The sequence below is a fragment of the Solibacillus isronensis genome (assembly GCF_023715405.1).
Classification (GTDB): domain Bacteria; phylum Bacillota; class Bacilli; order Bacillales_A; family Planococcaceae; genus Solibacillus; species Solibacillus isronensis_B.
Map to the genome: position 1 here is coordinate 173,979 of NZ_JAMBOC010000004.1, position 25,042 is coordinate 199,020.

The 25,042-nt window shown below is 39.8% G+C and carries 25 protein-coding genes, 2 rRNA genes and 1 riboswitch; of the genes, 6 read left to right on the plus strand and 21 right to left on the minus strand.

Features of this window, described 5'->3' with window-relative positions; genetic code table 11:
- Positions 1–5: 5 nt before the first annotated feature.
- Positions 6–1,739: an adenine deaminase C-terminal domain-containing protein gene (locus M3166_RS15760; RefSeq protein WP_251690803.1), complete on the minus strand. Its 1,734-nt coding sequence runs from the start codon at positions 1,737–1,739 to the stop codon at positions 6–8.
- Positions 1,740–2,052: 313 nt separating this feature from the next.
- On the opposite strand from M3166_RS15760, the gene M3166_RS15765 reads away from it, so the two are divergent.
- A complete protein-coding gene (locus M3166_RS15765; protein ID WP_079523760.1) occupies positions 2,053–2,283 on the plus strand; it encodes a YgaP-like transmembrane domain in 231 nt (76 codons plus the stop codon).
- A gap of 112 nt (positions 2,284–2,395) precedes the next feature.
- On the opposite strand, the gene M3166_RS15770 is transcribed toward M3166_RS15765, so the two are convergent.
- Positions 2,396–3,013 carry an exosporium glycoprotein BclB-related protein gene (locus M3166_RS15770; RefSeq protein ID WP_251690804.1) on the minus strand — a complete coding sequence of 206 codons (618 nt, stop codon included), beginning with the start codon at positions 3,011–3,013 and terminating at the stop codon, positions 2,396–2,398.
- Between the two features lie 172 nt (positions 3,014–3,185).
- A complete protein-coding gene (locus M3166_RS15775) occupies positions 3,186–4,190 on the minus strand; it encodes a hypothetical protein (RefSeq protein ID WP_251690805.1) in 1,005 nt (334 codons plus the stop codon).
- A 250-nt stretch (positions 4,191–4,440) separates the two neighbouring features.
- On the opposite strand from M3166_RS15775, the gene M3166_RS15780 reads away from it, so the two are divergent.
- The 4 genes from M3166_RS15780 (at position 4,441) to M3166_RS15795 (ending at position 6,862) form a co-directional block, all read left to right on the plus strand.
- Positions 4,441–5,070 carry a hypothetical protein gene (locus M3166_RS15780; protein ID WP_251690806.1) on the plus strand — a complete coding sequence of 210 codons (630 nt, stop codon included), beginning with the start codon at positions 4,441–4,443 and terminating at the stop codon, positions 5,068–5,070.
- Positions 5,071–5,191: 121 nt separating this feature from the next.
- A complete protein-coding gene (locus tag M3166_RS15785) occupies positions 5,192–5,764 on the plus strand; it encodes a hypothetical protein (RefSeq protein WP_251690807.1) in 573 nt (190 codons plus the stop codon).
- 65 nt (positions 5,765–5,829) lie between these two features.
- A complete protein-coding gene (locus M3166_RS15790) occupies positions 5,830–6,072 on the plus strand; it encodes a hypothetical protein (RefSeq protein WP_251690808.1) in 243 nt (80 codons plus the stop codon).
- Positions 6,073–6,085: 13 nt separating this feature from the next.
- Entirely contained in the window at positions 6,086–6,862 is a 777-nt protein-coding gene (locus tag M3166_RS15795; RefSeq protein WP_251690809.1) for a multidrug ABC transporter ATPase, read from the plus strand.
- A gap of 53 nt (positions 6,863–6,915) precedes the next feature.
- Here the strand turns inward: M3166_RS15795 and purD are convergent, their stop codons facing one another.
- The 16 genes from purD to M3166_RS15875 form a co-directional block, all read right to left on the minus strand.
- Entirely contained in the window at positions 6,916–8,166 is a 1,251-nt protein-coding gene (purD, locus tag M3166_RS15800) for a phosphoribosylamine--glycine ligase (RefSeq protein ID WP_251690810.1), read from the minus strand.
- 371 nt (positions 8,167–8,537) lie between these two features.
- Positions 8,538–10,073, minus strand: coding sequence for a bifunctional phosphoribosylaminoimidazolecarboxamide formyltransferase/IMP cyclohydrolase (purH, locus tag M3166_RS15805; RefSeq protein ID WP_251690811.1), 1,536 nt, complete (start codon positions 10,071–10,073; stop codon positions 8,538–8,540).
- A gap of 63 nt (positions 10,074–10,136) precedes the next feature.
- Positions 10,137–10,709, minus strand: coding sequence for a phosphoribosylglycinamide formyltransferase (purN, locus tag M3166_RS15810; protein ID WP_251690812.1), 573 nt, complete (start codon positions 10,707–10,709; stop codon positions 10,137–10,139).
- On the minus strand, positions 10,709–11,764 hold the full coding sequence (gene purM, locus M3166_RS15815) for a phosphoribosylformylglycinamidine cyclo-ligase (protein WP_251690813.1): 1,056 nt from the start codon (positions 11,762–11,764) through the stop codon (positions 10,709–10,711). Before purM ends, purN begins: the two co-directional genes overlap by 1 nt.
- Positions 11,765–11,788: 24 nt before the next feature.
- Positions 11,789–13,207, minus strand: a complete 1,419-nt coding sequence (purF, locus tag M3166_RS15820) for an amidophosphoribosyltransferase (protein ID WP_251690814.1) — start codon at positions 13,205–13,207, stop codon at positions 11,789–11,791.
- Positions 13,183–15,414, minus strand: a complete 2,232-nt coding sequence (gene purL / locus M3166_RS15825; protein WP_251690815.1) for a phosphoribosylformylglycinamidine synthase subunit PurL — start codon at positions 15,412–15,414, stop codon at positions 13,183–13,185. The genes purF and purL overlap by 25 nt, the downstream gene beginning before the upstream one ends.
- Positions 15,401–16,084, minus strand: coding sequence for a phosphoribosylformylglycinamidine synthase subunit PurQ (gene purQ / locus M3166_RS15830; protein WP_251690816.1), 684 nt, complete (start codon positions 16,082–16,084; stop codon positions 15,401–15,403). The genes purL and purQ overlap by 14 nt, the downstream gene beginning before the upstream one ends.
- A gap of 4 nt (positions 16,085–16,088) precedes the next feature.
- On the minus strand, positions 16,089–16,334 hold the full coding sequence (gene purS, locus M3166_RS15835; protein ID WP_251690817.1) for a phosphoribosylformylglycinamidine synthase subunit PurS: 246 nt from the start codon (positions 16,332–16,334) through the stop codon (positions 16,089–16,091).
- Between the two features lie 3 nt (positions 16,335–16,337).
- Positions 16,338–17,048 (minus strand): phosphoribosylaminoimidazolesuccinocarboxamide synthase, encoded by a 711-nt coding sequence (gene purC, locus M3166_RS15840; RefSeq protein ID WP_251690818.1) that lies wholly within the window; start codon positions 17,046–17,048, stop codon positions 16,338–16,340.
- A gap of 28 nt (positions 17,049–17,076) precedes the next feature.
- Positions 17,077–18,378 (minus strand): adenylosuccinate lyase, encoded by a 1,302-nt coding sequence (gene purB / locus M3166_RS15845; RefSeq protein ID WP_251690819.1) that lies wholly within the window; start codon positions 18,376–18,378, stop codon positions 17,077–17,079.
- Between the two features lie 13 nt (positions 18,379–18,391).
- Positions 18,392–19,516, minus strand: coding sequence for a 5-(carboxyamino)imidazole ribonucleotide synthase (purK, locus tag M3166_RS15850; RefSeq protein WP_251690820.1), 1,125 nt, complete (start codon positions 19,514–19,516; stop codon positions 18,392–18,394).
- Complete coding sequence (gene purE, locus M3166_RS15855) at positions 19,513–20,001, minus strand: 5-(carboxyamino)imidazole ribonucleotide mutase (protein WP_251690821.1); 489 nt, start codon at positions 19,999–20,001, stop codon at positions 19,513–19,515. Before purE ends, purK begins: the two co-directional genes overlap by 4 nt.
- 167 nt (positions 20,002–20,168) lie before the next feature.
- Positions 20,169–20,268: riboswitch (purine riboswitch) on the minus strand.
- A gap of 98 nt (positions 20,269–20,366) precedes the next feature.
- Positions 20,367–20,555 (minus strand): NETI motif-containing protein, encoded by a 189-nt coding sequence (locus tag M3166_RS15860; RefSeq protein WP_251690822.1) that lies wholly within the window; start codon positions 20,553–20,555, stop codon positions 20,367–20,369.
- Between the two features lie 153 nt (positions 20,556–20,708).
- Positions 20,709–21,746 (minus strand): LolA family protein, encoded by a 1,038-nt coding sequence (locus M3166_RS15865; RefSeq protein ID WP_251690823.1) that lies wholly within the window; start codon positions 21,744–21,746, stop codon positions 20,709–20,711.
- Position 21,747: 1 nt separating this feature from the next.
- Positions 21,748–23,196: a HAMP domain-containing sensor histidine kinase gene (locus M3166_RS15870; RefSeq protein WP_251690824.1), complete on the minus strand. Its 1,449-nt coding sequence runs from the start codon at positions 23,194–23,196 to the stop codon at positions 21,748–21,750.
- Positions 23,193–23,891 (minus strand): response regulator transcription factor, encoded by a 699-nt coding sequence (locus M3166_RS15875; RefSeq protein WP_251690825.1) that lies wholly within the window; start codon positions 23,889–23,891, stop codon positions 23,193–23,195. Before M3166_RS15875 ends, M3166_RS15870 begins: the two co-directional genes overlap by 4 nt.
- Positions 23,892–24,091: 200 nt before the next feature.
- Here M3166_RS15875 and M3166_RS15880 point away from each other — a divergent pair, with 200 nt between their 5' ends.
- Complete coding sequence (locus M3166_RS15880; RefSeq protein ID WP_251690826.1) at positions 24,092–24,562, plus strand: GNAT family N-acetyltransferase; 471 nt, start codon at positions 24,092–24,094, stop codon at positions 24,560–24,562.
- Between the two features lie 64 nt (positions 24,563–24,626).
- Here M3166_RS15880 and rrf read toward each other — a convergent pair.
- A 5S ribosomal RNA gene (gene rrf / locus M3166_RS15885) occupies positions 24,627–24,742 on the minus strand.
- 183 nt (positions 24,743–24,925) lie between these two features.
- A 23S ribosomal RNA gene (locus M3166_RS15890) occupies positions 24,926–25,042 on the minus strand; the annotation flags it as partial.

Below are 25,042 nucleotides of genomic sequence, written 5' to 3' on the forward strand. Positions count from 1 at the left end.
TAGGTTTATCGCATTACAGCAGGTAGCATAACCTTATTTTTCATGACATCAAAAATCCCACGCGTCGTAATTCGAATATATGGTAAATGTGTCGATTGTAAAAACAGCAATGTGTAAATTGCATCTGTATGGTGATAACCACGTTTTTTCAAAGCACTCTTCAATGCCAGTTCTAGCGGAATTACTTCATTAACTGTCCCATCGAAAATAGAGCCGGCCAATGTCAAAGGAATACTTGTTACGATTTGATCATCTTCAACAAGCACAATCCCGCCATTCATTTTCTTCAGTTCTCGGAACGCACGCTGCATATCGTGCATCGATTTTCCGATTAAAATTATATCTCCAGTATTTGAATACGATGAAGCAAAGCCTTTTACATGAGTAGCAAATCCTTTAATCATCGTATTAATGCGCCATTTCCCGTTTCGGTCGACAAGCATTAAATAGCTTTCATCATGTTCTGTAGATAAGGTATGATGATGATGTCCGAGATTTTTTATACTATAAGGCTTCGTAATAACATCATTCACCATTTCAACGCCAATCGGCATCGAAAATTGAAAATCTCCTTCATGCAAATCAAAATCAATTTTCAAATCACCGAATAGTGATAAGTCTACTTCCGGGAATGCTTTCAAATCATTATTGTCGCGCTTTAGCCATACTCCTTTTGAAATGACTGCTTCAGGTGTCGGAGAATATTCATCCGACAAAATATTAATATTTGCATAACGCCCTGTAGCAAGCAGCCCATGCAGATTTGTCATATTATAATAGCGCGCAACATTATAACTTGCCATATTATAAGCGTCAACCGGACGTACACCTGCTTCAAGGGCAGCCCTTATACATTTATCCATCACACCATCTTCATGGAAGCTCGGTGTGGATCCATCTGTCGTCATCATTAACTGATCAAATATTTCGTAGCCTTTATCGACAACCGCTTTTAATAAATGCGGCAAATCCGGGCGAATTGAAGAATAACGGAGAGTAACAGCATAACCATGCTGCAAACGTGCTTCGATATCTTCAATCGTCATTGATTCATGGTCACCATCGACTCCTAGTAAACGCATTTTAGCCAACGTTTTTTCGGATGCTCCCGGTAAATGCCCTTCGACTTTTTTTCCCTTATGCTTAGCTGCCTGAATCCAGTAGAGCATTTGATCATCCCCGCGCATCAGACGAGGCCATCCTGTAAGTTCCCCGCCGAGCAGTACGTCATGACGGTCAAGCCATTCCAATACGGAGGCATTTGAATATAGTTCCCTTTCATTTTCAAGCTCCGTTTGTGAATCGAAGCGACTCCACCAGTAAAATGAAAATGGCAATTTAGCAAGCTCATCCATAAAAGAAAACGCTTTCTTATTTTTCATTAATGAAACAAGTGTCATATTGTCTGAAATGAATGTAGTTGTGCCTGTCTGTGCACTGAATTCTGCAAAGCTATGGGGATTGTATAATTGAAAAGGGTGTACATGCGGCTCAATATAACCTGGTACTACTACTTTTCCGGCCAGATCAATAACCTCTGTCCCTTCTACACTTGCAGGCAGTTCCTTCCCGACATAAACGATGCGGTCATTGGATATCCAGATGTTTCCTGTTACCCAACTTTTCATCATACTATGTAAGTACTTTGCATTTTTTAAAACTAGACTCGGAGCAGCATGCCCATCAATGATACTCACTTGCTCTCGAATATTACTTAACTTCCAACTAATTTCCGGCATATTCTGCACTCCTTTCAACTTTTCTACCATAATATAAGGACGCTCATAACTTTTCCAAGATACTTATACCAGCTCTAAAAAATATACTGCTGCGATTCAAGTAGCTTCAGCAATTGTCTTTAACAGCTGCTGAAGCTAGATTAATGCGTATCGATTTAAAAGAATAACACATACTTAATTCAATATATTTTGCTTTATGTAGTCAATTGCTACAATATTCCTTTTGGTGAATTAATCGTAACATAGCACTTTCATAAAGCAAAGTGTTTCCAAAATAATTTTTAAATTTTCTAAAAAAAGGAGTGAAGTATAATTGCTAACCCCCAATATTTCTGAAACAAACGCTTTTATCCGTATGATGTGCGGTGTTGCAATGACCGCATTCGGTGTTGGGAGAATCGCTCATAAACCTCAATGTACAGTTGGCCGTATGATGATTCTTGCCGGTTCGATGAAAGTGGCGGAAGGATATTATCAATATTGTCCAGTAGTTGCAATGGCCAAATCAGAACAAATGAACGAAATGATGCCCGTCAATGATTAAGAGGTGGATCTAGGGTATGTTGAATAATTTTATGTAATACGTATACACAATAAAAAAGCGCTATATTGGTTAAATATAGCGCTTTTGGGTTTCAGTAATAACTTTTATGCGTTTATGAAATTGTAATACCAGCACTTGCCGTACCTGTCAGTGCAGCAGCTAATGTAACTCCTGTTCCGGCAATTGAGTAAACCATTAATAAACGGTCACCTTGTGCTACAGGAACCGGTGGCACATTTGATGATCCATATGATGTTTGGCCAAGAGTTATAAGCCCTGTAAATGGCGGTGTCAGCGTAACTCTAGCATTTGTAGCAGTGAATACTGAACTTCCTGCAGGTGCACGGTAAATTTGAGCAGTAACCGATACAGATCCTAAACCAAGATCAACGGCAGCTAGTGCAGTGAATGATGCGGAGATTGCTGTAATACTACCATTGCGTGGAACTGCGAAAGCTTCAGTAGCAACACCTGATAGGTCAATTGTATTCCCTACAATTGTAATTCCAGGAACCGCAGTACCAAATCCAATTAAACTTGTTGTACCCACTAATCCCCCAACAAGCGTAGTTAATACCACTGGCGTAATACCAGAAGAGAATGGAATGATTGACCCTGTATTTGGTGGTGTACAACCCGGTCTTACAGCTCTGAATGGTCCTAAGTTAACGCAGTTTGATCCACATGGATGTAAATTACCAATATTCATACTTTTAGAACACATACACATATTTTTCACCTCCTTCGCAATTATTCTATTCACCAATCAATAGAATCAAAGGGCAATTAACTAGTAATCAAATTTTGTAATTCAGTTTTTTACTTGAGCGAATCGACAGCTTGTTCAGGCAAAAAAAATAAAATCATCCTAACACTAGGATGATTTTATAAAGCTTTTCTATTTATTTTCGAAAAATATTAAAGAACGAGGAATTCCGCTGTTTCTTCGTCTTTTCTTCTCCAGAATCTGAATTATCCGTACTTTCTTCAACCGTTAATTCAATACTTTCCATCTGCTCTTCCCGCATTGAACTGCCTTCATTTATTTCACTTAAATCGACTGGTTGTAATTTTTCAACTACCAACTTAACTTCATGAAGTTCAGGACTTACGATACTACTTTCACTAACTTTCTTAATTAGAGATGGAGGCGTTTCTTCGGGTCCATTCTCTGGCTCAAATAAGTTAGAGACTTTATTTAAAGTCGGTAAAAAGGTTGCTTCACCCTTTGACGACTTATTTGGTTTGAGTGAAGCTTTATTCAAAGAATTTCTACTTACATTTTGTGGTGGATGGTTGATTGTTTGGAAATAACGCTGATTAAAATAGCGTTCATCAACTTGATCAGCTTTATATTCTATATGTTCTTCTGGTTTCGTCTTTTCATCCTCTTTTTGCAATTGGATGACTTGATTTGTTAAATTTCTCAACTGCATATACGATGGTTGATTCGGTAGCGCCGGTGCAGGTACATTTTCCTGAGTCCCGTTCTGAAGATATTTCATCGTACTATCAGGCTTTGGAGCATTAGATTTTTCTGCTAACGGCTGCGCTTTCTTTTCCTCTTCCACCTTTTCTTCTTTAACATTATTTAACTTCTTCGATATTAATACAATTTCCTTACCCATTTTTTCAACCGTCTTATTCAATGAAGCAATCTGCATTTCAAATTGTTTTGCTTGCTCTTCATAAATTACAGTTTGAGTTTGTTGTTTTTCTTCCATTGTTTTTGTTAAGCCTTCTATATATGTTAATTGGCTTTTTAATGCTTCAAATTCATTTTTCATCATTTGGAAATCTTCAAACGATGTCCCCATTTTCAATGTCATCAATGTATTTCTGTACCCAGAGATTTTTAATTTCAACTTTTCAATTTCCTGGAGAGTATAGGTTGTGGATTCTTCCATTTCATTCACCCCTTTCAATCCGCATCTCTTCATATTTTATTGACGTTAACTGAGGTATGTGACAAACACTTCACCTTTGCTGTTGTTTTTAATTATAAAGTCACAAAAATGGGCTTTGATCTACTAATTTGTGAAGGTAACCTAATTACAGAATTCCCAACAGCCAAACTATTTCTTTGCCTATGCACTTCTATTTCAGCGTCATAAAATACAAACGAAAGATAAAAATATAGAAGGAGGTGATAAGAACATGAAGGAACAAATGCCATCGCAACAAGAACTAATCTGTATTAATGTGGAAAAGGTGTATGACTGGGTTGTGAAAGATATGTCTTTTGAGTTCACTCCAACAAGCCCAATTACGTTTCCAGGTTTACCAGTAGATGCAGTTGTCGGAGGAGCTCAAGTTACATGCCAAGTAGTACCAGCAGCAGTAAACCCTGTTGTTATTATGAGCCGTGAAAATCGTACATTTACGATTGACGGAACATCTGTTTATTTACAACAGCTTATGATTCAAAAGAACTTCACTGTGACAATTTGCATTACGTTAGCAAACGGAACAACTTACACAAGTAACGGCTTTGATATTTCACGCTGCGAACATGTTGTAATGTGTGCACCTAAAGGGACAAATGTTGATGTAACATATACAGATCTTGATTGCTTCGTATGCTCAACTGGTCCATTCTTCAACAATGGGGACGGTACAATTTCATTTGAGAATCTATCACTTTCAATCGCAGTTTGCCAAAGCATTCAATCAACATTCCCAGTGACAGTAGAATTTTTGGCTGACTACTGTGAACCACGAGCAGATTTACCATTTGCTTGTTCACCAGCATCTCGCCCTAACAACTGTGCTGTTGTTTTCCCATAATATTATGAATCAGTGTTATCACCAACTTCATCATCATATAATAAAGAAAGGGAGAAACACCCTTTCTTTATTTTGCTTACATAAGCAAATAAAATTTAACCGTAAGGAGGAGGCATTTCCAGTGCCCAAAAGCTCCCACCCTTTCGAAATAAAGTTAAATACGCTGCAAAATCAAACCCAAACCTATCTCCACGAAATAAAGGAACTCATCGAAAAACTTCCTAATTCCAACAACACCAAGGTTATTAGCTATTTCACTTCCACTTTTAATATATCCCATCAATTAGATCAGGAGAGTTTATGTTTAGGCTCTTATCATATTTACAATATCGGTAATGAACCATTACTAAACCCTTCTATTTGTATAACATTGCCTGAATCATCACCTTTTTCATTTAGTGGTCGGTATGTACATGAACAGCTCCAACAAAGACTAAAAGGACCGAATGAATGGTTGCGTTTCTCAAAAACGCCAAACAAAAACGAATACTGGCTTAAACCAATTAGCAAAACATCAATCGAACCGAATGAAATCATTTCATTTACAAATTTCCAGATAAGATGGTCCCCAAATAAATCTTACGCTGGAAGCATTACAGGCTTTACTTATTGTGATCAGTTTCAAGATGGGATTGCTGTTGTAAACCCTATTAATTTAAGTGTCATTCATTTGGAACAGGAGGAAACATCATAAACGAATTTGAAGATAAACAAGAAGAATCCGAAGTACTAACAATTGAAAAGATATTAAAGCAATTCATGAAAGAACATTTTTCATCGATAAAAGATGAGCTCCAGGAAAATAATAATAGCTTTATTTTTCTGGAAAAAAGTTCACTCAATTTATTATTAGCTTATTTATTATCAAACAATAAATATGAAGCATCATACCCTGTCAATGAAGAAGAAGAAAAAAAAGCTGTTGAAAAAATAAACCAGCTCATCAATGAAAATGAAAAAGAGTTTCAGGAGATTATAGGCTTACTGAAAGATATGACTTGAAAGGAGGATCCATGTGGATATTGAAAGCGTGAAAAATAAGGACGTACTTCAATTACAGCAAACTATCATCTTTTTAAAATCAGAAATCGCAAAATATCAAAACGAAATATCCACCCTACAAAGCGTGGACTATTATTCAATGGTAAATAGTCTTGAGCAGGAACTGAGTCAGTTAGTAAACGAGAAAAAAGAACTTTCATTGGAATTAATGATGCTGAGGAAAAGTTTTGAAAAAGAGCTTAGCGAGCTGCATGAAAATATTCAATTACGTGAAGAGCAAAGAATAAAACTGATTACTTCCATTGAATCACTAGTGGAAAAAAAAGAAAACTTACAGAAAGAAAACAAACAATTAAAAGAAACAATCGAAAAAACAGCTAATACCGAAAATCCTGCTGCCCGTTCAGAAAACTATATACAGGCCGTAGAAGAACTGGATCATTTGCTGCGTTCTTTCATGAACAGCAACAATGAACAATTACTTTCTCTACGTGATACGATCAATCAACAGCACGATCTGTTAAAGCATATTAAAGATAAAAATGATGAAATTCATTCTACCCTTGAAGAAATGGTCCAAATAAAAGAGCCTGAACATAATAATTATTCTCCAACTGATGAACAAACGATCACCCGAATCAACCTTGAAAACCAGCTCCAAAATTTATTCATTCAAGCAACCAGTTTTGAAACAGAGCTTGATGAAAAACTACGTATACTGGATGAGTTTGATGACAAGTTACTATTGCTCGCCATTGAGATTGAGAAACATAAAAAAGGTGATATATAACAGACAGCTTAGATAGTAGAAAAGGCGACACGTCTGCACGTATCGCCTCTCCTTTATTTAAATGTTCTCCAACCAATATCTTTGCGGAAGAAGAAATTCGTCCATCCTTTCTTTGCAAGTTCAGCATATACTTTTTCCTGCGCTTCTTTTAACGTGGCTGCTTCTGACGCCACTAACAACACACGGCCACCGTTACCGATGAACCGGTCGCCCTCAAGCTTTGTCCCCGCATGGAATACCGGCAGTTCAATATCCGAAAGTTCCGGAAGTGCATTGCCTTTTTCCACATCACCCGGATAGCCTTCAGCCGCAACAACAACCCCTAGCATAGCCTCTTCTTTCCACTGTAACTCATATGGCTGCTCGTTCATTAAGCTCATCATAAATTCACCGAAGTCTGAAGCCATACGTGGTAACACAACTTGTGTTTCCGGGTCACCAAAACGTGCATTGAACTCAATTACTTTGGGGCCTTTGGCAGTTAAAATTAAGCCTGCATACAGAATTCCAGTGAATGATACACCTTCTGCATCCATTGCTTTTACAGTTGGCTCTACGATTGTGTCGTACGCAACTTTCACAATGTCCTCAGAAATTTGCGGTACTGGTGAATAAGCACCCATTCCGCCTGTATTTGGTCCTTTATCGCCATCATATGCACGTTTATGATCTTGTGCAATGACCATTGGGTATATTTGCCCTTTATGTACAAAACTCATGAAGCTGAATTCTTCACCATCGAGGAACTCTTCCACAACAACACGGGACGAAGAATCCCCGAAACGCTGGTTGCCGATCATATCTTCCACAGCTTCAATTGCTTCTTGTTCTGTCATCGCGACAATGACACCTTTTCCGGCCGCTAATCCGTCCGCTTTAATTACAATCGGAGCACCTTGCTCTTTAATATAAGCAACCGCTTTATCCGCTTCCGTAAAAGTTTCATGCGCTGCCGTCGGAATGTTATATTTGTTCATAATCTCTTTTGCATAAGACTTCGAACCTTCGATTTTTGCCGCTGCTTTCGTTGGACCGAAAATAACCAAGCCTTGCTCATTGAAGTAGTCAACGATTCCTTCTGCTAATGGCTGCTCTGGCCCTACAAATGTTAAAGCTACATCATTTTCTTTTACAAACTGTGCAAGTGCTGCGAAATCTAGTGCATCAATCGCAACAACTTGTGCATCCTGTTTCATTCCGTCATTTCCTGGTGCTACGAATACCTTTTGTACAGATGGTGCATTATTGAATTGCTTCGCGATCGCATGCTCACGACCACCACTACCGATTACAAGAATGTTCATATTAGCTTCCCCTTTTATAGAAATTTGGATAAAAAAAACGCCCGCCAAATTTTAGGCGAGCGTTTTTCATTAATGGTCGTTTACACTGCGCTACCCGACCAAAAGTAGTGCTGTGCATCTTACAATCAATGATTATTTTATTATTAACAGCGCATCTCCCGGCCAAAGTCGATACAGTTGTTAATAAAATTTGGTTACGATGGGGACCCGGCCAAGAATCGCCCAATCGTCTTATTTATCCCTCTCCCGGCCAGAAAGAAGAATAAATAAATCATTTGCAAACGCTTCTGCTAACATCCGGCCAGAACATTAGCGAAACTTTATTCTATTATAACGTAAATTTAATAATTTCTCTACTGCTAACTTATTAATTAATGTTTAAAGTGACGAACCCCTGTAAACACCATTGCAATACCGTATTTGTTCGCTGCATCGATTGATTCCTGGTCTTTAATTGAGCCGCCTGGTTGAATGATTGCTTTAATACCGGCTTTTGCCGCTGCTTCCACTGTGTCGCCCATTGGGAAGAATGCATCCGAAGCCAATGCCGCGCCCTGTGCTTTATCTCCTGCTTGTTCAAAGGCAATTTTTGCTGCGCCTACACGGTTCATTTGACCAGCGCCTACACCTAATGTCATTTGTTTATCCGTTACAACAATGGCATTTGATTTTACATGCTTCACAACTGCCCAGCCTAGTTTTAACGCTTCCCACTCTTCTTCAGTCGGTTTACGGTCTGTCACAACTTGAATGTTTGCATCTTTAAATCCGAAACGATCCGGCTCCTGTACAAGTAAACCACCTTCAACAGCAACAACATTGAATTGATCCTGCTTTTCCTGTGCGAAATCGATAGTTAACAGACGAATATTTTTCTTTTGTGTTAAAATCTCTAATGCTTCTGCAGTAAAGCTTGGCGCAATAATGATTTCAAGGAAAATACCCGATAACTTTTCTGCAGTTGCTTTGTCCACTTCTTTATTTAATGCAATGATGCCGCCGAATATCGATGTTGGATCTGCTTCATATGCTTTACTGAATGCTTCTTCGATTGTTTCACCAGTTCCGACACCACATGGGTTCATATGTTTCACGGCAACCGCTGCAGGTAGTTCAAATTCTTTTACGATTTGCAATGCTGCATTTGCATCCTGAATATTGTTGTACGATAATTCTTTGCCGTGTAATTGTGTTGCGTAGGCAATCGAGAAATCTGAACCTAAACGTTTTGCATAGAACGCCGCTTTTTGGTGAGGGTTTTCACCATAGCGTAATGTTTGCTTCAGTTCATATGTTAACGTCATGTTTTCCGGGAACTCTTCGCCAATTGCATTTGATAAATGATTGGAAATATACGAATCATATGCAGCGGTGTGACGGAATACTTTTGCTGCTAAACGACGACGTGTTGTTAATGTCGTTTTTCCATCTGCCTTTAACTCTTCCAATACGGCAGAATAGTCATTTGCATCAACAATTACCGTTACATAATCATGGTTTTTTGCTGCCGAACGTAGCATTGTCGGACCGCCGATATCGATGTTTTCAATTGCATCATCCCAAGATACATCCGGTTTTGAAATCGTTTCGACAAACGGATATAAGTTGACACATACAATTTCGATTGGGCGGATGCCATGTTCGTTCATTTGCGCAACATGGCTTGGCTCATCAAACTTACCTAATAGACCGCCATGGATCATCGGGTTTAATGTTTTTACCCGGCCATCCAAAATTTCCGGGAAGTTTGTTACTTCATCTACTGCAGTTACCGGAACATTGTTTTGTTGTAATAAACTTTTTGTTCCTCCAGTAGAAAGTACTTCATAGCCAAGAGCTACTAATTCTTTTGCAAATTCTAAAATACCATTTTTATCTGAAACACTAATAAGTGCACGTTTCGTCACGATTAGGTCCTCCAATTCATTTTTTCGGTGAGCAATGCCCTCACAGGAGCGGCTCATGCGAATTTACTTATTTACTTTAAATAATTGCTGTAATGTCTTCGTGTATAGCGCATGTTCTAATTTATGTATACGCTCTTCAGTCGCTTCACGGTTACCATCTACAACATCAACTGCTCCCTGCGAGATAATCTTTCCTGTATCCATTCCCGCATCTACATAGTGGACCGTTACACCCGTAACTTTTACGCCGTGATTCATCGCCTGACCAATGGCGTCTTTTCCGGGAAATGATGGCAGCAGCGACGGATGAATATTGATAATCCGATGCTCGTAAGCCGATAATAGCGTTTCCCCAACAAGGCGCATATAACCTGCTAAGATGATCCATTCAATCTCTCGTTCTTTTAACAGTTCAACAAGTTTGGTTTCATAAGCTAACTTGTCGGCAAAGGTTTTCGGTGCAAGCTCCATAGCAGGTATACCGAAATTTTGTGCACGTGTCACAACATAAGCACCCGGCTTATCCGTAATGACAAGCTCGATCGTCGCGTTAAGCTCACCGCGACTAATCGCTTCTTGAATTGCCTGAAAGTTACTACCGCTTCCAGAAGCGAATACGGCAATTTTCGTACCCATTACACTAAGCTCCCGTCATGTTCGCCGTTGAAAATAACTCCTTCACCGTTCACAACGCGACCGATTGTGTAAGCTTTTTCACCTTCAGCTTCTACTGCAGCAATCACTTTATCAGCTTCACTCGCTGGAACCGCAATAACAAAGCCGATTCCCATGTTGAATACGTTATATAAATCTTTGTCCGCCAATGCACCTTTTTCTTTTAAAAACTCAAAGATGCGCAGCACTGGCCAAGATCCTAAATCGATTTCTGTTGCCAAACCTTGTGGCATCATACGTGGCAAGTTTTCATAGAAGCCCCCGCCAGTAACGTGTGCACAACCATGTACATCTGCTGCTTTAAGTGCTGCTAAAACTGGCTTTGCATAAAGCTTTGTAGGAACGAGAAGCGCTTCGCCGATAGGACCAAGGTCTTCATAGCCTTCTACTACTGCGTCAACTGCGATTTCATTGTCCGCGAACACAACTTTACGCACTAATGAATAGCCGTTTGAATGTACACCGCTTGAAGCAAGGCCGATTAGAACATCGCCTTCCTCTATTTTCTCGCCTGTAATGATGTCCGTTTTTTCACAAGCACCTACAGCAAAACCAGCTAAGTCGTACTCTTCTTCTTCGTAAAGACCCGGCATTTCAGCTGTTTCTCCGCCGATTAATGCTGCTCCTGACTGCACACAGCCATCTGCAACACCTTTAACGATTTGTTCTATTTTTGCCGGCTCGGCCTTCCCTACTGCTACATAGTCAAGGAAGTAAAGCGGTTCAGCACCTTGTGCAACGATATCATTTACACACATCGCAACACAGTCCACGCCGATTGTATCGTGTTTATCAACCATAAATGCAAGCTTCAGTTTCGTCCCAACACCGTCCGTACCTGAAATAAGAACTGGTTCCTTTAAGTTCAGTGCAGACAAATCAAACATGCCTCCAAAGCCGCCAAACGTTCCCATCACACCTAAACGGTTCGTACGCTCGACATGTGACTTCATACGTTTTACTGCTTCATAACCTGCCTCAATATTTACGCCTGCCTGTTCATATGCTTTTGACATAATGTACTTGCTCCTCCTTAATTTCTAACAGTCTTTTTCATGTGGTAAAACTGTGTCCGGGAAAATCTCTGTCGGGTATTTACCAGTAAAGCATGCGACGCAAAGTCCGCCATTTTCATCTTCAAACGGGCGGTTCGTTGCACGGACCATACCTTCCAGCGATAAAAATGTTAGTGTGTCTGCTTCAATTGCTACTCGTATATCTTCCACACTGTGGCTTGATGCTATCAGCTCTTCATGTGTCGACGTATCGATTCCGTAATAACAAGGATCCGTCATTGGAGGGGAAGAAATCACAACATGTACTTCTGCCGCCCCTGCTTCTTTCAGCATGCGTACAATGCGTCTCGATGTTGTACCGCGTACAATTGAATCATCTACCATTACAACACGTTTTCCTTTAACAACTTGAACTACCGGTGATAGTTTCATTTTAACACCACGTTCGCGAAGCTCCTGTGTCGGCTGGATAAAAGTACGTCCAACATAGCGGTTTTTAATTAAACCAAGCTCGTATGGAATACCGCTCGCTTCAGAAAATCCGATTGCTGCAGAAATGGACGAATCAGGAACTCCTGTAACGACGTCCGCTTCAATATGGGAACATTCTTTTGCGAGTTCTTTCCCCATGCGTTTACGGGCCATATGGATATTTACTTCATCAATATTTGAATCAGGACGTGCAAGATATACATATTCCATCGCACACATTGTTCGCTTGTCCTTTTCAACATAGCTGTCGACCTCAAGACCATTATTTGAAATGATCAATAACTCGCCAGGTTCCACTTCACGTACGTATTCCGCACCGATTAAATCAAATGCACATGTTTCAGAAGCAACTACATATGAATCACCCAGCTTTCCAAGTGAAAGCGGTCGTAAACCATTTCGGTCCCGAGCCACAATCATTTGGTCATTCGTTAATAAAATAATAGAGAATGCGCCTTTTAATAACGACAATGCTTCTTTCACTTTTGAACGAAATGGTGAGTGTTTTGATTTTTTAATGAGATGTACAACAACCTCTGTATCGGAAGTCGAGTTGAAAATACTGCCAGAGCGCTCTAAAAACTGTTTTAAATGTGTGGCATTCACTAAGTTCCCATTATGGGCAATTGCCAGTGAGCCAGTTGAAGAACGGAATAACAATGGCTGGACATTTTCCAGTCCTTTGCCGCCTGCTGTTGCGTATCGTACATGCGCAATTGCTGCGTGCCCTACTACTTTACGTAATTTATTTTCATTGAACACGTCATTTACGAGACCTTCACCACGTACAGCCTGAAGCTGATTACCGTCGGTTGTGACGATACCAGCTCCTTCCTGTCCACGATGCTGTAATGCGTGTAAACCGTAATAACTTAAGTGGGCCGCATCCTGGTTACCCCAAATGCCAAATACACCACATTCCTCATTTAAGCCTCTGATTTCAGCAAGCATGGAATTGCTCCTTTCCAGGCAGAACGGAATTCCTCCACAGTACCTTCAACAAGTACACCAGTTTCGCCGCTAATTTTAATATTCGCGTCGTCTGTTACTGTACCGATTTTTTGTGCGTCTTTTACGATTGTTTCAAATCCTTCTGCATGTTCAGCTTTCACTGTTAATACAAAGCGTGATTGTGATTCAGCGAACAGAGCTGTTGTTGCAGAACCTGTTAATGCTACGTCCAAACCTAAACCTTTTGCAGCGAAAGTTTTCTCCGCTAATGCAACCGCAACTCCGCCTTCAGAAACATCATGCGCTGACTGAACAAGTCCCGATTGAATTGCTTCCAAAATAGATTGTTGACGTGCCGCTTCTACTGTTAAGTCGATTGAAGGTGCTTTGCCAGAAATGCCGCCTTCCACTAACTTTTGTAATTCAGAACCACCGAATTCTGTTTTTGTGTCACCGACTACGTACACAACATCACCGGCAGCTTTAACTTCCTGTGTTGTAACATGCGCTAAATCTTTTACTAATCCAACCATACCGATTGTTGGTGTTGGGTAAACCGCTTCGCCTGAACGCTCGTTGTACATTGATACGTTACCGCCAATAACTGGTGCATCTAATGCTAAACAAGCCTCTGCAATACCGTCAGCCGATTTTTGGATTTGCCAGAAGATTTCAGGCTTTTCCGGATTACCGAAGTTTAGGCAGTCTGTAATCGCAAGTGGTTGTCCGCCTGAACATACGATGTTACGCGCTGCTTCAGCAACAGCAATTTTTCCGCCTGTTGTAGGGTCTAGGTAGATATAGCGAGCATTACAGTCTGTCGTCATCGCCAACCCTTTATTTGTACCGCGTACACGTAATACTGCAGCGTCCGAACCTGGTGCTACCACCGTATTTGTACGTACTTGGTAGTCATATTGATCATAAACCCATTCTTTTGAAGCGATTGTCGGCGCTTTTAAAAGTGCTGTTAACGTTTCTTTATAATCTGTTACGTTTGGTTCTGTATTTTCCATTGCCTGATATGCTGCAAAGTAAGTTGGTTCAGCATCCGGCATATTGTAAACCGGTGCGTCTTCAGCAAGCGCGTCTGCAGGCACCTCTGCTACCACTTCACCTTTATGCAGTAAACGAAGCATTTTGTCTTCTGTCACTCTTCCTACTGCTACCGCATCAAGATCATATTTATCGAAAATCGCTTTAATTTCATCTTCACGACCTGCTTTTACTACGATCAGCATGCGCTCTTGAGACTCTGATAACATCATTTCATACGCTGACATGTTTGTTTCACGTTGAGGAACTAAGTCCAAGTTCATCTCTACACCAGTACCAGCTTTAGAGGCCATTTCTGCTGAAGATGAAGTAAGACCTGCTGCACCCATATCTTGAATACCAACTAATGCATCTGATTTTACAACTTCCAGACAAGCTTCAAGAAGTAATTTTTCCATGAACGGATCCCCAACTTGTACTGCCGAACGACTTTCTTCAGTATCTTCTGTCAATTCTTCAGAAGAGAATGTTGCACCGTGAATACCGTCACGACCTGTTTTTGCACCAACGTACATTACAGTATTTCCTACTCCTGCAGCAATACCTTTTTGGATATCCTTATGATCGATTAATCCGACACACATTGCATTTACAAGCGGATTTCCTTCGTAACACGGATCAAAACCAATTTCGCCGCCTACTGTCGGAATACCGATACAGTTTCCGTAACCTGCAATACCAGCAACAACTTCTTCAAATAGATATTTACCGCGCGCTGATTTCAACTCACCAAAACGTAAGGAGTTCAGCATAGCAATTGGACGTGCACCCATTGAGAAAACATCACGGATAATTCCGCCTACACCTGTTGCAGCACCTTGGTATGGTTCAATCGCAGATGGATGGTTATGTGATTCCATTTTGAAAACGACCGCCTGCTCATCACCGATGTCAACAATACCGGCACCTTCACCAGGACCTTGCAGTACTTGAGGACCTTTTGTCGGGAACTTGCGAAGTACCGGCTTCGATTTTTTATAAGAGCAGTGCTCAGACCACATTACCGAGAAAAGACCTGTTTCTGTCCAGTTTGGAATACGACCTAACTTTTCAATTGCTAAGTCAAATTCCGCATCTGACATCCCCATGTCTGCATAGAGACGTTTTTCCTTAATTTGCTCTGGTGTTGGTTCGAAATTAGTTGTTAACATGCTGTTCCCTCCACTGCTTCACAATTGATTTAAATAGTTTAAGACCGTCTGCGCCACCAACGATTTCATTTGCAGCACGCTCTGGATGTGGCATCATGCCGAGTACATTGCCTTCTTTATTGATAATTCCTGCGATATCCGCTAAAGAACCGTTCGGATTTTCACCCTCATATGTAAAGACAATCTGGTTATTGGCTTGTAAAGAGGCTAATGTTTCGTCATCACAGTAGTAGTTGCCTTCACCGTGCGCGATCGGAATATTGATTACTTCTCCCTCTTCATATCCGTTTGTAAATAATGTGTTGTTGTTTTCAACTTTCAGCTGTACTGTACGACACATGAATTTCAGGTTTTTATTGCGGATAAGAGCTCCTGGTAACAGCTCTGCTTCCGTTAAAATTTGGAATCCATTACAAACACCTAACACTGGTTTGCCTTGTGCTGCAAACTCTTTTAGAGCCGACATAATGTTTGATTGGTTTGCCATTGCGCCACAACGTAAATAATCTCCATATGAGAAACCGCCAGGCACTAATGCCCCGTCAAATCCGTCTAGACTTGTAGCTGTATGCCAAACATATTCTACTTCTTCACCTAACTCGTCCTTAATCGCATGAAACATGTCGATATCACAGTTAGACCCCGGGAAAACGAGCACTGCAAATTTCATCGTATTATGCCTCCTCAACTTCGTAACGGTACTTTTCAATCACCGTGTTCGTTAATACTTTTTCGCACATTTCTTTCACGATTGTATTGATGTCACGGTCAGTATCTTCGATTGTAACTTCCAAATACTTGCCGATACGTACGTCAGAAACTTCACTATAGCCGATTTTTTGCAATGAGCCTTGAACTGCAGAACCTTGTGGATCCAGGATGCTTTCTTTTAATGTTACATATATTTTAACTTTCTTCATGAGTTAGTTGCCTCCAAGTTTTTGTAATATAATTTCATATACTTCCGTTAGATTGCCTAAATCACGGCGGAATACGTCTTTATCAAGCTTTTGCTTTGTACTAGAGTCCCATAAACGACAAGTGTCAGGAGAAATTTCATCGGCAAGTAAAATATTGCCGCCTTTATCACGACCAAATTCCAGTTTGAAGTCGACTAGCGTTACACCAACAGCAGTAAAAATCGGTAGCAGCACTTCATTCACATGCAGTGCCGCATTATACAGCTGTTCTACTTCCATTGGTGTTGCGATATTCAGCACATCAATATGCTCTGTTGTAATCAGCGGATCACCTAATGCATCATCTTTATAGTAAAATTCGACGATCGGACGCTTTAGTGGAGTACCCTCATCCAAGCCTAGACGTTTTGCCAGGCTGCCTGCAGCAATATTGCGTGTAACAACTTCGATTGGAATAATTTCGACTTTACGTACAAGCTGTTCGTTCGCTGAAAGCCTTTTTACGAAATGTGACTCAATTCCGTTTGCTTGTAACTTTTCGAAAAGTAACGTCGTAATTTGGTTGTTTAAATTTCCCTTTCCAGCAATCTCGGCTTTTTTCTCACCATTAAATGCTGTCGCACTATCTTTGTATTCAACAAAAAGTATTTCAGTATCTTCTGTTGTATATAATCGTTTTGCTTTCCCTTCATATAAAAGCTGGCCTTTATTCATGACGTATTCCTCCTGATTAATTGATTAGTTAGTTAAGACCTAAACGTTCGAAAATCAAATCAACATTCTGAATATGGTAGTTGTAGTCAAAGCAGTCTGCAATTTCTTCCGGTGATAGATGCGCTGTGATTTCTTCACTCGCTTCCACAAGCGGACGGAATTGTGTTTGCTCATCCCAAGCTCGCGCTGTTAATGGCTGAACCGTATCGTACGCTTCCTCACGTGATAATCCTTTGTCGATTAACGCAAGTAAAATACGCTGAGAGTAGATCAGACCAAATGTACGCTCCATATTGCGTTTCATATTGTCAGGGAATACAGTTAAGTTTTTCAAAATATTACCGAAACGATTTAACATATAATTTAATGTAATTGTGGCATCCGGAATAATTACACGTTCAGCTGAAGAATGGGAAATATCACGTTCATGCCATAAAGCTACATTCTCATAAGCTGTCAGCATGTAACCGCGCATCAATCGTGCCATACCTGTCATATTTTCAGAGCCGATTGGGTTTCGCTTATGCGGCATAGCAGAAGAACCTTTTTGCCCTTTCGCAAACCCTTCTTCCACTTCACGTGTTTCAGATTTTTGCAGTCCGCGGATTTCTGTCGCAAACTTTTCAATTGATGTAGCGATTAATGCCAATGTAGAAAAGTATTGTGCATGACGGTCACGCTGTAATGTCTGTGTAGAAATTGGTGCAGCTGCTAATCCAAGATGTTCACATACATAGCTTTCCACACGCGGGTTAATATTGGCATATGTTCCGACAGCACCGCTCATTTTACCTGTTTCGATTACTTTTGCGGCTTCTTCAAAACGTACTAAGTTACGGCGCATCTCTTCAAGCCATAATGCCAGCTTTAAACCAAATGTTGTCGGTTCTGCATGCACACCGTGCGTACGTCCCATCATTACTGTAAATTTATGCTCTTTCGCTTTTTCAGTCAGAATAGCGATGAATTGATGTAAATCTTTCCGTAAAATTTCATTCGCCTGTTTGATTAAATATGATAGTGCTGTATCTACAACGTCCGTTGAAGTTAAACCGTAGTGTACCCATTTCTTTTCATCACCAAGTGCAGGTGTTTCCGAAACAGCTCGTGTAAATGCTACTACATCATGACGTGTTTCCTGCTCAATTTCATAAATACGATTGATATCAAATGATGCATTTGCACGTAATTTTGCTACATCCTCTTTTGGAATTTCACCAATTTCAGCCCAGGCTTCACAAGCTAAAATCTCTACTTCAAGCCATGCTTTAAATTTATTTTCTTCAGTCCAAATTGCACCCATTTCAGGACGTGTATAGCGTTCTATCATAAATCTTCTCCTTTTACTCCGGCCAGATACCAGAGTCTTTAATTTGTTGTAATGCTGTATTTATATCATCTGTCATGATTGTGACATGACCCATTTTTCGATTTACCTTTGCTTCTGATTTCCCGTACAAATGTACTGACCAGTCAGGAAACTTCGAAATTGAATTTGTTAATGGAACGACATGCTGACCAAGTACATTCACCATAATCGATGGCGCCCACAGTTTTGGTTTACGTAGCGGCCACCCGCATACTGCACGAATATGCTGAGTAAACTGTGAAATATTGCATGCCTCAATCGAATAATGGCCTGAGTTATGCGGACGTGGTGCGCATTCGTTAATTACGATACTGCCATCTTCAAGGACGAACATTTCAACTGCCAATGTACCAATCAGTTGTAGTGAATCCGCAATTTTTAGAGCAGCTTCCTCAGCTAATTGTGCTGTCGACTGTTCGATACGTGCCGGCACAATCGTTTCATGTAAAATATGATTTATATGAATGTTTTCTCCGACAGGCAAGCAGTAAGTTTCACCGTCTCCATTGCGTTGAACGATGACTGAAATCTCTTTTGTAAATGGAACAAAGCCCTCTGCAATACACTGTGAATATGCAAATAATTCTTTTGCTAACGGTAAGTCCTCAGCAGATTTCAATAACTGCTGGCCTTTCCCGTCATAACCGCCCCGTGCTGTTTTTACGATACATGGGAAGCCGATTTTTCCGATGTCCTCTTGAAGCTGTTCATATGTAGAAGCGACAATATATGGCGCAACCGGACAGCCTGCATCAACAATCATCTGCTTTTCTGTTACACGATTTTGTGTAATGCGCACAAGCTCTGCACCTTGAGGAACATAGGCCATTTGTGTTAAACGCTTTAAGCCATCGTAATCGATGTTCTCAAACTCATATGTTATGACATCACTTACTTCCGCCAGCTCTTCCAATGCTGCTTCATCATCGTAAGCTGCGACAATTCGTATGTCTGCCACTTGCCCACAAGGCGAATCCATTGTTGGCTCCAGTACTGCGATTTTATAGCCGGCTTCTTTTGCCGCAACTGCCATCATACGACCAAGCTGACCACCGCCGATAATGCCGATTGTTTGTCCAGGGTAAATCATTTTCGTCACGTTAAGTCACCTGTGCTTTCCAAAACTTGAGCTTTTGTCGCTTCACGTCTTGCCTCAAGCTTTGCAGCAAGCTCCTGATCAAACGCTCCTAAAATTTGCGTTGCAAGCAGGCCCGCATTTGTTGCTCCTGCCTTGCCGATTGCTACAGTTGCGACAGGTACACCACCTGGCATTTGGACAATCGATAATAGTGAATCGAGTCCGTTTAGCGCACGTGACTGTACAGGTACCCCTATTACAGGTAATGTCGTTTTTGCTGCTACCATACCTGGTAAATGAGCTGCTCCACCAGCCCCTGCAATAATTACTTGAATACCGCGTCCACGTGCAGCTTCCGCATATTCAAACATTAAATCTGGTGTGCGATGTGCTGAAACGACTTGCTTTTCATAAGGCACTTGCAGCTCGTCCAAAATGTCACAAGCATGCTTCATCGTTTCCCAATCACTTGAACTTCCCATAATAACGCCAATTTTCGGATTCATGAATTTCGCTCCTTTAAACATCTTCTCACTTGTTAAAAATCAATGTAAAAATCCTCAAATAAACTGCTCTCTACGCTCTACGCATGAGAAAGCAATCTACTTGAGGACTGAGCATTAAAAGTATATGTAGATAATTGCATTGCAATCCACATCCTTTATTCATCATACCTGAAGTTGCTTTCCCACATAGTCCGGTATTTACGGTGCCGGGTAGAGACACTAGAGCCATATTCTCTAGCATATATGAGGGATTAAATGTTTTTCCTGTTCACATTTTAACAAGGGTTACGAATAAAATCAACGTAAAAATGCGAACGATATTTTTAAAGCAAAAGATAATGTTCGGTTTTTAATCAAATCGCCCGTTAATCTTCTATTAATATACCTTTAAATTGTATTTTTTGACGTAAGTAAACAGGTTCGCCATTTACCTCTTCAAATACAGGTTCTTCTCTTCGTCCAAATGGCATATAGCCATCTTTCTTCATTCTTTCAAGGCATTGCTCGATTGTTTCATTTTCTTCTACTTCATACCATACTTGCTTTTTAGCCAAAAAGGTCATCCTTCCACATGTAAAATATCGCTCTAACTATACCACGATATTTTTAGTACTTTCTAATAGAAAGATTTAATTTTGTGAACGATTTGTCACAACTGGAAAATAAAACGGAGCAATCACAAATTTCCAGTGATTGCTCCAGTTCATTTATTTTATATACTCCATTTGTTCTGTTAACTCCAGTATATCCTCAAATGTTAAGTCAGGATTTTCAATAATTATATTATAGCGTAAGCCCTCTTCATCCCATTGAAGTAATTTGAAAGTCTCCAAATCAATTTTAGATCCTTTTTGTCCGCGTACTTCAATTATCTCTTCATCTTCACCGATGGACTCCATTGGCTTGAAGATTGAAAGAGAAAATTGCTGCTCACCGTTTTTAGAATACGTTAACACAATCTCTTCAGTTTCCGCCATCCCCATATCTTCAATTCCTTCCAATGTGTAACCAAGTGATTCGGAGAAGATTAAAAAGGGGCCTAGCTTCTCGACAGCTTCCTGCTCTGTTAATTGTTCGATTGGCTGAAAAGGCTCAATTTTTACATTAGCATCTTCCGGAATGTCCAGAATAAATATGGAATCATCAATTTTACTGTTCGGTTCAAATTTTGTGAATTCAGAAGTTATTTTCATATCGCCACTTACAGATATTGTCTTTAATGTCATCCATGTTTTTTTATCAACCCAAACTTCCATATCTCCAATAAGCGTATTTTGCTTTTTAGCTTTTGCGATTAAATGGTACGTTTCATGATCGGCAATCTTTTCTTCTTCACCAATCGTAATATCATGGGAATTTTTTATTTGTTCTAATGTACGTAATGCCTGCTCTTTTAACGTTGGTCGAACTAAGTTTTCCATGTCTGGACCGAGCTCAAAGATGATTGCTTCATTCATTGTTTTCGAATAGGATGTTATTGTTTTACCGTCGTTAACAGCAATTGATTCCTCTCCTGTGGAGTCAACCATCTCTACACGAGTCTTTCCGTTTTTCTCCCATTGCTTTGAAAGTATTTCGGTCCCGTCATCCATTGTCATTTTATATTCTCCATAAAAAGAATCAAGCTCAGACGTTTCCTGCATCGCCTGATCTAATATTTCCTGGGGTGAATAACTTTCTTCATTGCTGCATGCTGCCAAAGATAGCGTTAAAACTACTGCTGCTGAATAAATCAATTTTTTCATTTTATCCATTCCTCTCTTCTTCAATTGATGGTATCCATATGACAATCGCTAACTGATTTTTCTGTGCTCTAGCTGTAATTGTTCCATCATGCTTAGCTATAATTTGCTTTGCAATACTTAAACCGAGACCAGCCCCCCGCTCACCTATATGGCTTCGGGAATCATCAATCTGATACATCGGTTCAAACATTTGTTTACACTCCTGTTCCGTTATCGCTGCACCGCTGTTTTGTACGACAATATAAACACCTTTTTCCGTAAAGCTTTCTGCTAATTTCCCTATACTCCACGAAGGCATATTTGATTTTTCAAATGCGGATACATAAATCGTTCCTCCAGGATTTGTATACGTCCATGCATTCGCGACAACATTATCGACAACGCGCATCAGTTGCTTCGGATTTACGAAATAACTTCCTTCCACTTTGACTTTCGTTTTTGCCTTAAACCCTTTTTCCCTACTAATCTGTTCATAGTCACCTAAAAGCATATCAAAAAACTCTTCACCATCGACTTTTACAAGTTCCAGTTCATATGTTGGGGATTGCAATAATGTCAACATCATTAAATCATCAAGCAACTGCTTCATATAGTCTGATTTGGACTGAATGATCTGCAAATATTCCTGATGATCCTTTTCAGAATGGTTCCCGTACCGTAAGCTTTCTGCATATGCTTGAATTGATGTTAGAGGCGTTTTCAAGTCATGAGACAGACTTGCAATCATAAATTCCTTTTGTTGCTGCTCCGATGCAAGCTTTTTTCGAGTCGCCGTAATTTCCTGCTGCATTAGCTGAAAGCTCTCGGTTAATTCCCCGATTTCATCCTTTGTTACAGGTAGCGGATTTGTTGCTTCATCCTTGGCGAAAGCACGCATTTGCTCCATTAGTCGTTTTGCCGGCTTATTGAGGCGTCTGTTTAGCAAATAGACAACCGACCCGTATATGAGCAGCATTATTGCAATTAAACTAATTATGACAAATAGAGATTTGGTATTTACTTGTTCCAGCCATTCTGAACGAACGAGCGCAATTTTGTATATACCCTTTATTTCTCCATCTTCATAAACAGGTTCTTTATAAATAAATGTCTTATAGTTTTGTTCAAATTCATACAGATTTTTATAAACCGTTCTTTTCGAATCAAAGCTGCTGAAAGTGTTAATAAAATTTGAGGAATAATAAATCTTTCCATTCGGACTGTACAGCGTAATCATCAACTGATCGGATGCCAGTTTCTCGATTTCCTTGTAATTCGCATTAATATTGTAAAGCGATGGATGATCCAATTGATCTTTTAAATCTGTAACTAATGCCCACTTTTCAAAATACTCATCAACATTTTTATCTTGGTAATATGCGTTAATCGTTACGTAAAGACCATACAATGCAAGTAACGGCAATATCATGACAAGCAAATACGTAAGTAGAAGCCATGATTTAATCTTCATACTTGTTCACCTATAAAGCGGTAGCCCTTTCCCCATACGGTTTGTATATAGTTAGGTGATTTTACAGGATCATGCAGCTTCTCACGTAATGCTTTAATATGGACCGTTACCGTATGTGTCTGGTCCAGCTCAACTTGGTGCCAAACAAGTGTATACAACGCTTCCTTTGTAAATAACTCGAATGGATTTTGTGCCAATACTTTCAGTAACGCAAATTCTTTTTGCGTCAAGTTAATTTCAGCATCTTCGATATAAACACGTTCTTTTACCCAATCGATTTTTAACCCATGTACATATGAAAACATATCTTCTGCTGCAAAGACTTTATTATATCGCTGCCATCGACGTAATTGAGACCGAACACGCGCTTTTAACTCTTCTAAAGAAAATGGCTTTGCCAAATAATCATCGGCATCTTGTAATCCTGTGACTTTATCCGTTTCATTGCTTTTTGCACTGATCATAATAATTGGGACATCACTTTGCATTCGAATATGTTCAATCATTGATAACCCATCCATTTCAGGCATCATCCAATCAACAAGTATTAAATCATAGTTTCCGGCAGAGAAATCTTCTAATCCTTCAATTCCTGTCGTTGCCCATGTTACTGCATAACCTTCCTTTATTAATGTGTCTTTAATAATTCGCGCAATTTCGCGGTCATCTTCCACTAAAAGAATTTGTTGTGCCATCATGTACGCCTCCTACAATCACTATAACAAGTAATTTTTCCGATAATTGTAACTTTATAAATCCTTTATATTTTATCTTACTTTGTATTGTCTGTTTAAAGATAGCCAAAGTTACCTTTCACAGTAAAGACGACCTTTCTAAAATGGGTTTTTATGTTAATATCAACTATATAATTTGTTAAAAGAGGTGTCTTAAAGAAATGGAAATTTTTTTTGAAAAGATGAACAGCAAGATGGCCACTGCAATTCTCGACTGGAATTATGAAGAGCCTTACGACTTTTATAATAATGAACAAACAGTGGAAGCTATGGAGGAATTACTGGATGGATCCTACTATGTAATTATTAATAAAAATAAAGAGGTAATTGGTTTTTTTTGTACCGGGAAGAGTGCTCGAGTACCTAGCGGAAATAAATTTGATGTTTATAAGGAAGATTTAATTGATATGGGAGTCGGAATGCACCCCAATCTGGTGGGTCTAGGCAAGGGGTTCGAGTTTTGTACGTATATTATGAAATTCATTGAAGATAGTTATCCAAGTAAATCGTTAAGATTAACCGTAGCAACGTTTAATGAAAGAGCCATTCATTTATATAAAAAGCTTGGTTTTGTTAAAGAAAATGAATTCAGCAATGACGTCACAAAATTCATGACCATGGTCAGAATATAATCGATTATAATGTATCTATTTAAAACAACAAAAAAACCACTGATTCCTCAGTGGTTTTGCGTGTGCGAAGCGACGTCCTACTCTCACAGGGGGAAGCCCCCAACTACCATCGGCGCTAAAGAGCTTAACTTCCGTGTTCGGTATGGGAACGGGTGTGACCTCTTTGCCATCATCACTTCACTATTTTCGGCTTCCAATACACGGCCCTATCCTTCGTCAACTTCCCTCGTTCTTTCAGTCACGTACTTTAGTACGCTCCTTCAATCACTCAGTCGTTTCCTCGACTAGCTTGTGTCTTGAAACCCTTAGAAAGATCATTCTTTCAAAACTGGATAAACGTTTCATTGAATTGAGCAATAAAATGTGGTTAAGTCCTCGACCGATTAGTATTCGTCAGCTGCATGCGTCACCGCACTTCCACCTCGAACCTATCTACCTGATCGTCTTTCAGGGGTCTTACTTACTTGCGTAATGGGAAAT

Coding starts and splice junctions, on each gene's coding strand:
- M3166_RS15790 (WP_251690808.1), top strand. CDS start 5,830: ATGAAAGAACATTTTTCATCGATAAAAGATGAGCTCCAGGAAAATAAT.
- M3166_RS15880 (WP_251690826.1), top strand. CDS start 24,092: ATGGAAATTTTTTTTGAAAAGATGAACAGCAAGATGGCCACTGCAATT.
- M3166_RS15760 (WP_251690803.1), bottom strand. CDS start 1,739: ATGCCGGAAATTAGTTGGAAGTTAAGTAATATTCGAGAGCAAGTGAGT.
- M3166_RS15865 (WP_251690823.1), bottom strand. CDS start 21,746: ATGAAAAAATTGATTTATTCAGCAGCAGTAGTTTTAACGCTATCTTTG.
- M3166_RS15770 (WP_251690804.1), bottom strand. CDS start 3,013: ATGTGTATGTGTTCTAAAAGTATGAATATTGGTAATTTACATCCATGT.
- purF (WP_251690814.1), bottom strand. CDS start 13,207: ATGCTTGCTGAAATCAGAGGCTTAAATGAGGAATGTGGTGTATTTGGC.
- M3166_RS15875 (WP_251690825.1), bottom strand. CDS start 23,891: ATGGCACAACAAATTCTTTTAGTGGAAGATGACCGCGAAATTGCGCGA.
- purL (WP_251690815.1), bottom strand. CDS start 15,414: ATGTTAACAACTAATTTCGAACCAACACCAGAGCAAATTAAGGAAAAA.
- purE (WP_251690821.1), bottom strand. CDS start 20,001: ATGAATCCGAAAATTGGCGTTATTATGGGAAGTTCAAGTGATTGGGAA.
- purD (WP_251690810.1), bottom strand. CDS start 8,166: ATGAACATTCTTGTAATCGGTAGTGGTGGTCGTGAGCATGCGATCGCG.
- purN (WP_251690812.1), bottom strand. CDS start 10,709: ATGGGTACGAAAATTGCCGTATTCGCTTCTGGAAGCGGTAGTAACTTT.
- purQ (WP_251690816.1), bottom strand. CDS start 16,084: ATGAAATTTGCAGTGCTCGTTTTCCCGGGGTCTAACTGTGATATCGAC.
- M3166_RS15780 (WP_251690806.1), top strand. CDS start 4,441: ATGAAGGAACAAATGCCATCGCAACAAGAACTAATCTGTATTAATGTG.
- purS (WP_251690817.1), bottom strand. CDS start 16,334: ATGAAGAAAGTTAAAATATATGTAACATTAAAAGAAAGCATCCTGGAT.
- M3166_RS15775 (WP_251690805.1), bottom strand. CDS start 4,190: ATGGAAGAATCCACAACCTATACTCTCCAGGAAATTGAAAAGTTGAAA.
- purM (WP_251690813.1), bottom strand. CDS start 11,764: ATGTCAAAAGCATATGAACAGGCAGGCGTAAATATTGAGGCAGGTTAT.
- M3166_RS15870 (WP_251690824.1), bottom strand. CDS start 23,196: ATGAAGATTAAATCATGGCTTCTACTTACGTATTTGCTTGTCATGATA.
- purC (WP_251690818.1), bottom strand. CDS start 17,048: ATGAATAAAGGCCAGCTTTTATATGAAGGGAAAGCAAAACGATTATAT.
- purB (WP_251690819.1), bottom strand. CDS start 18,378: ATGATAGAACGCTATACACGTCCTGAAATGGGTGCAATTTGGACTGAA.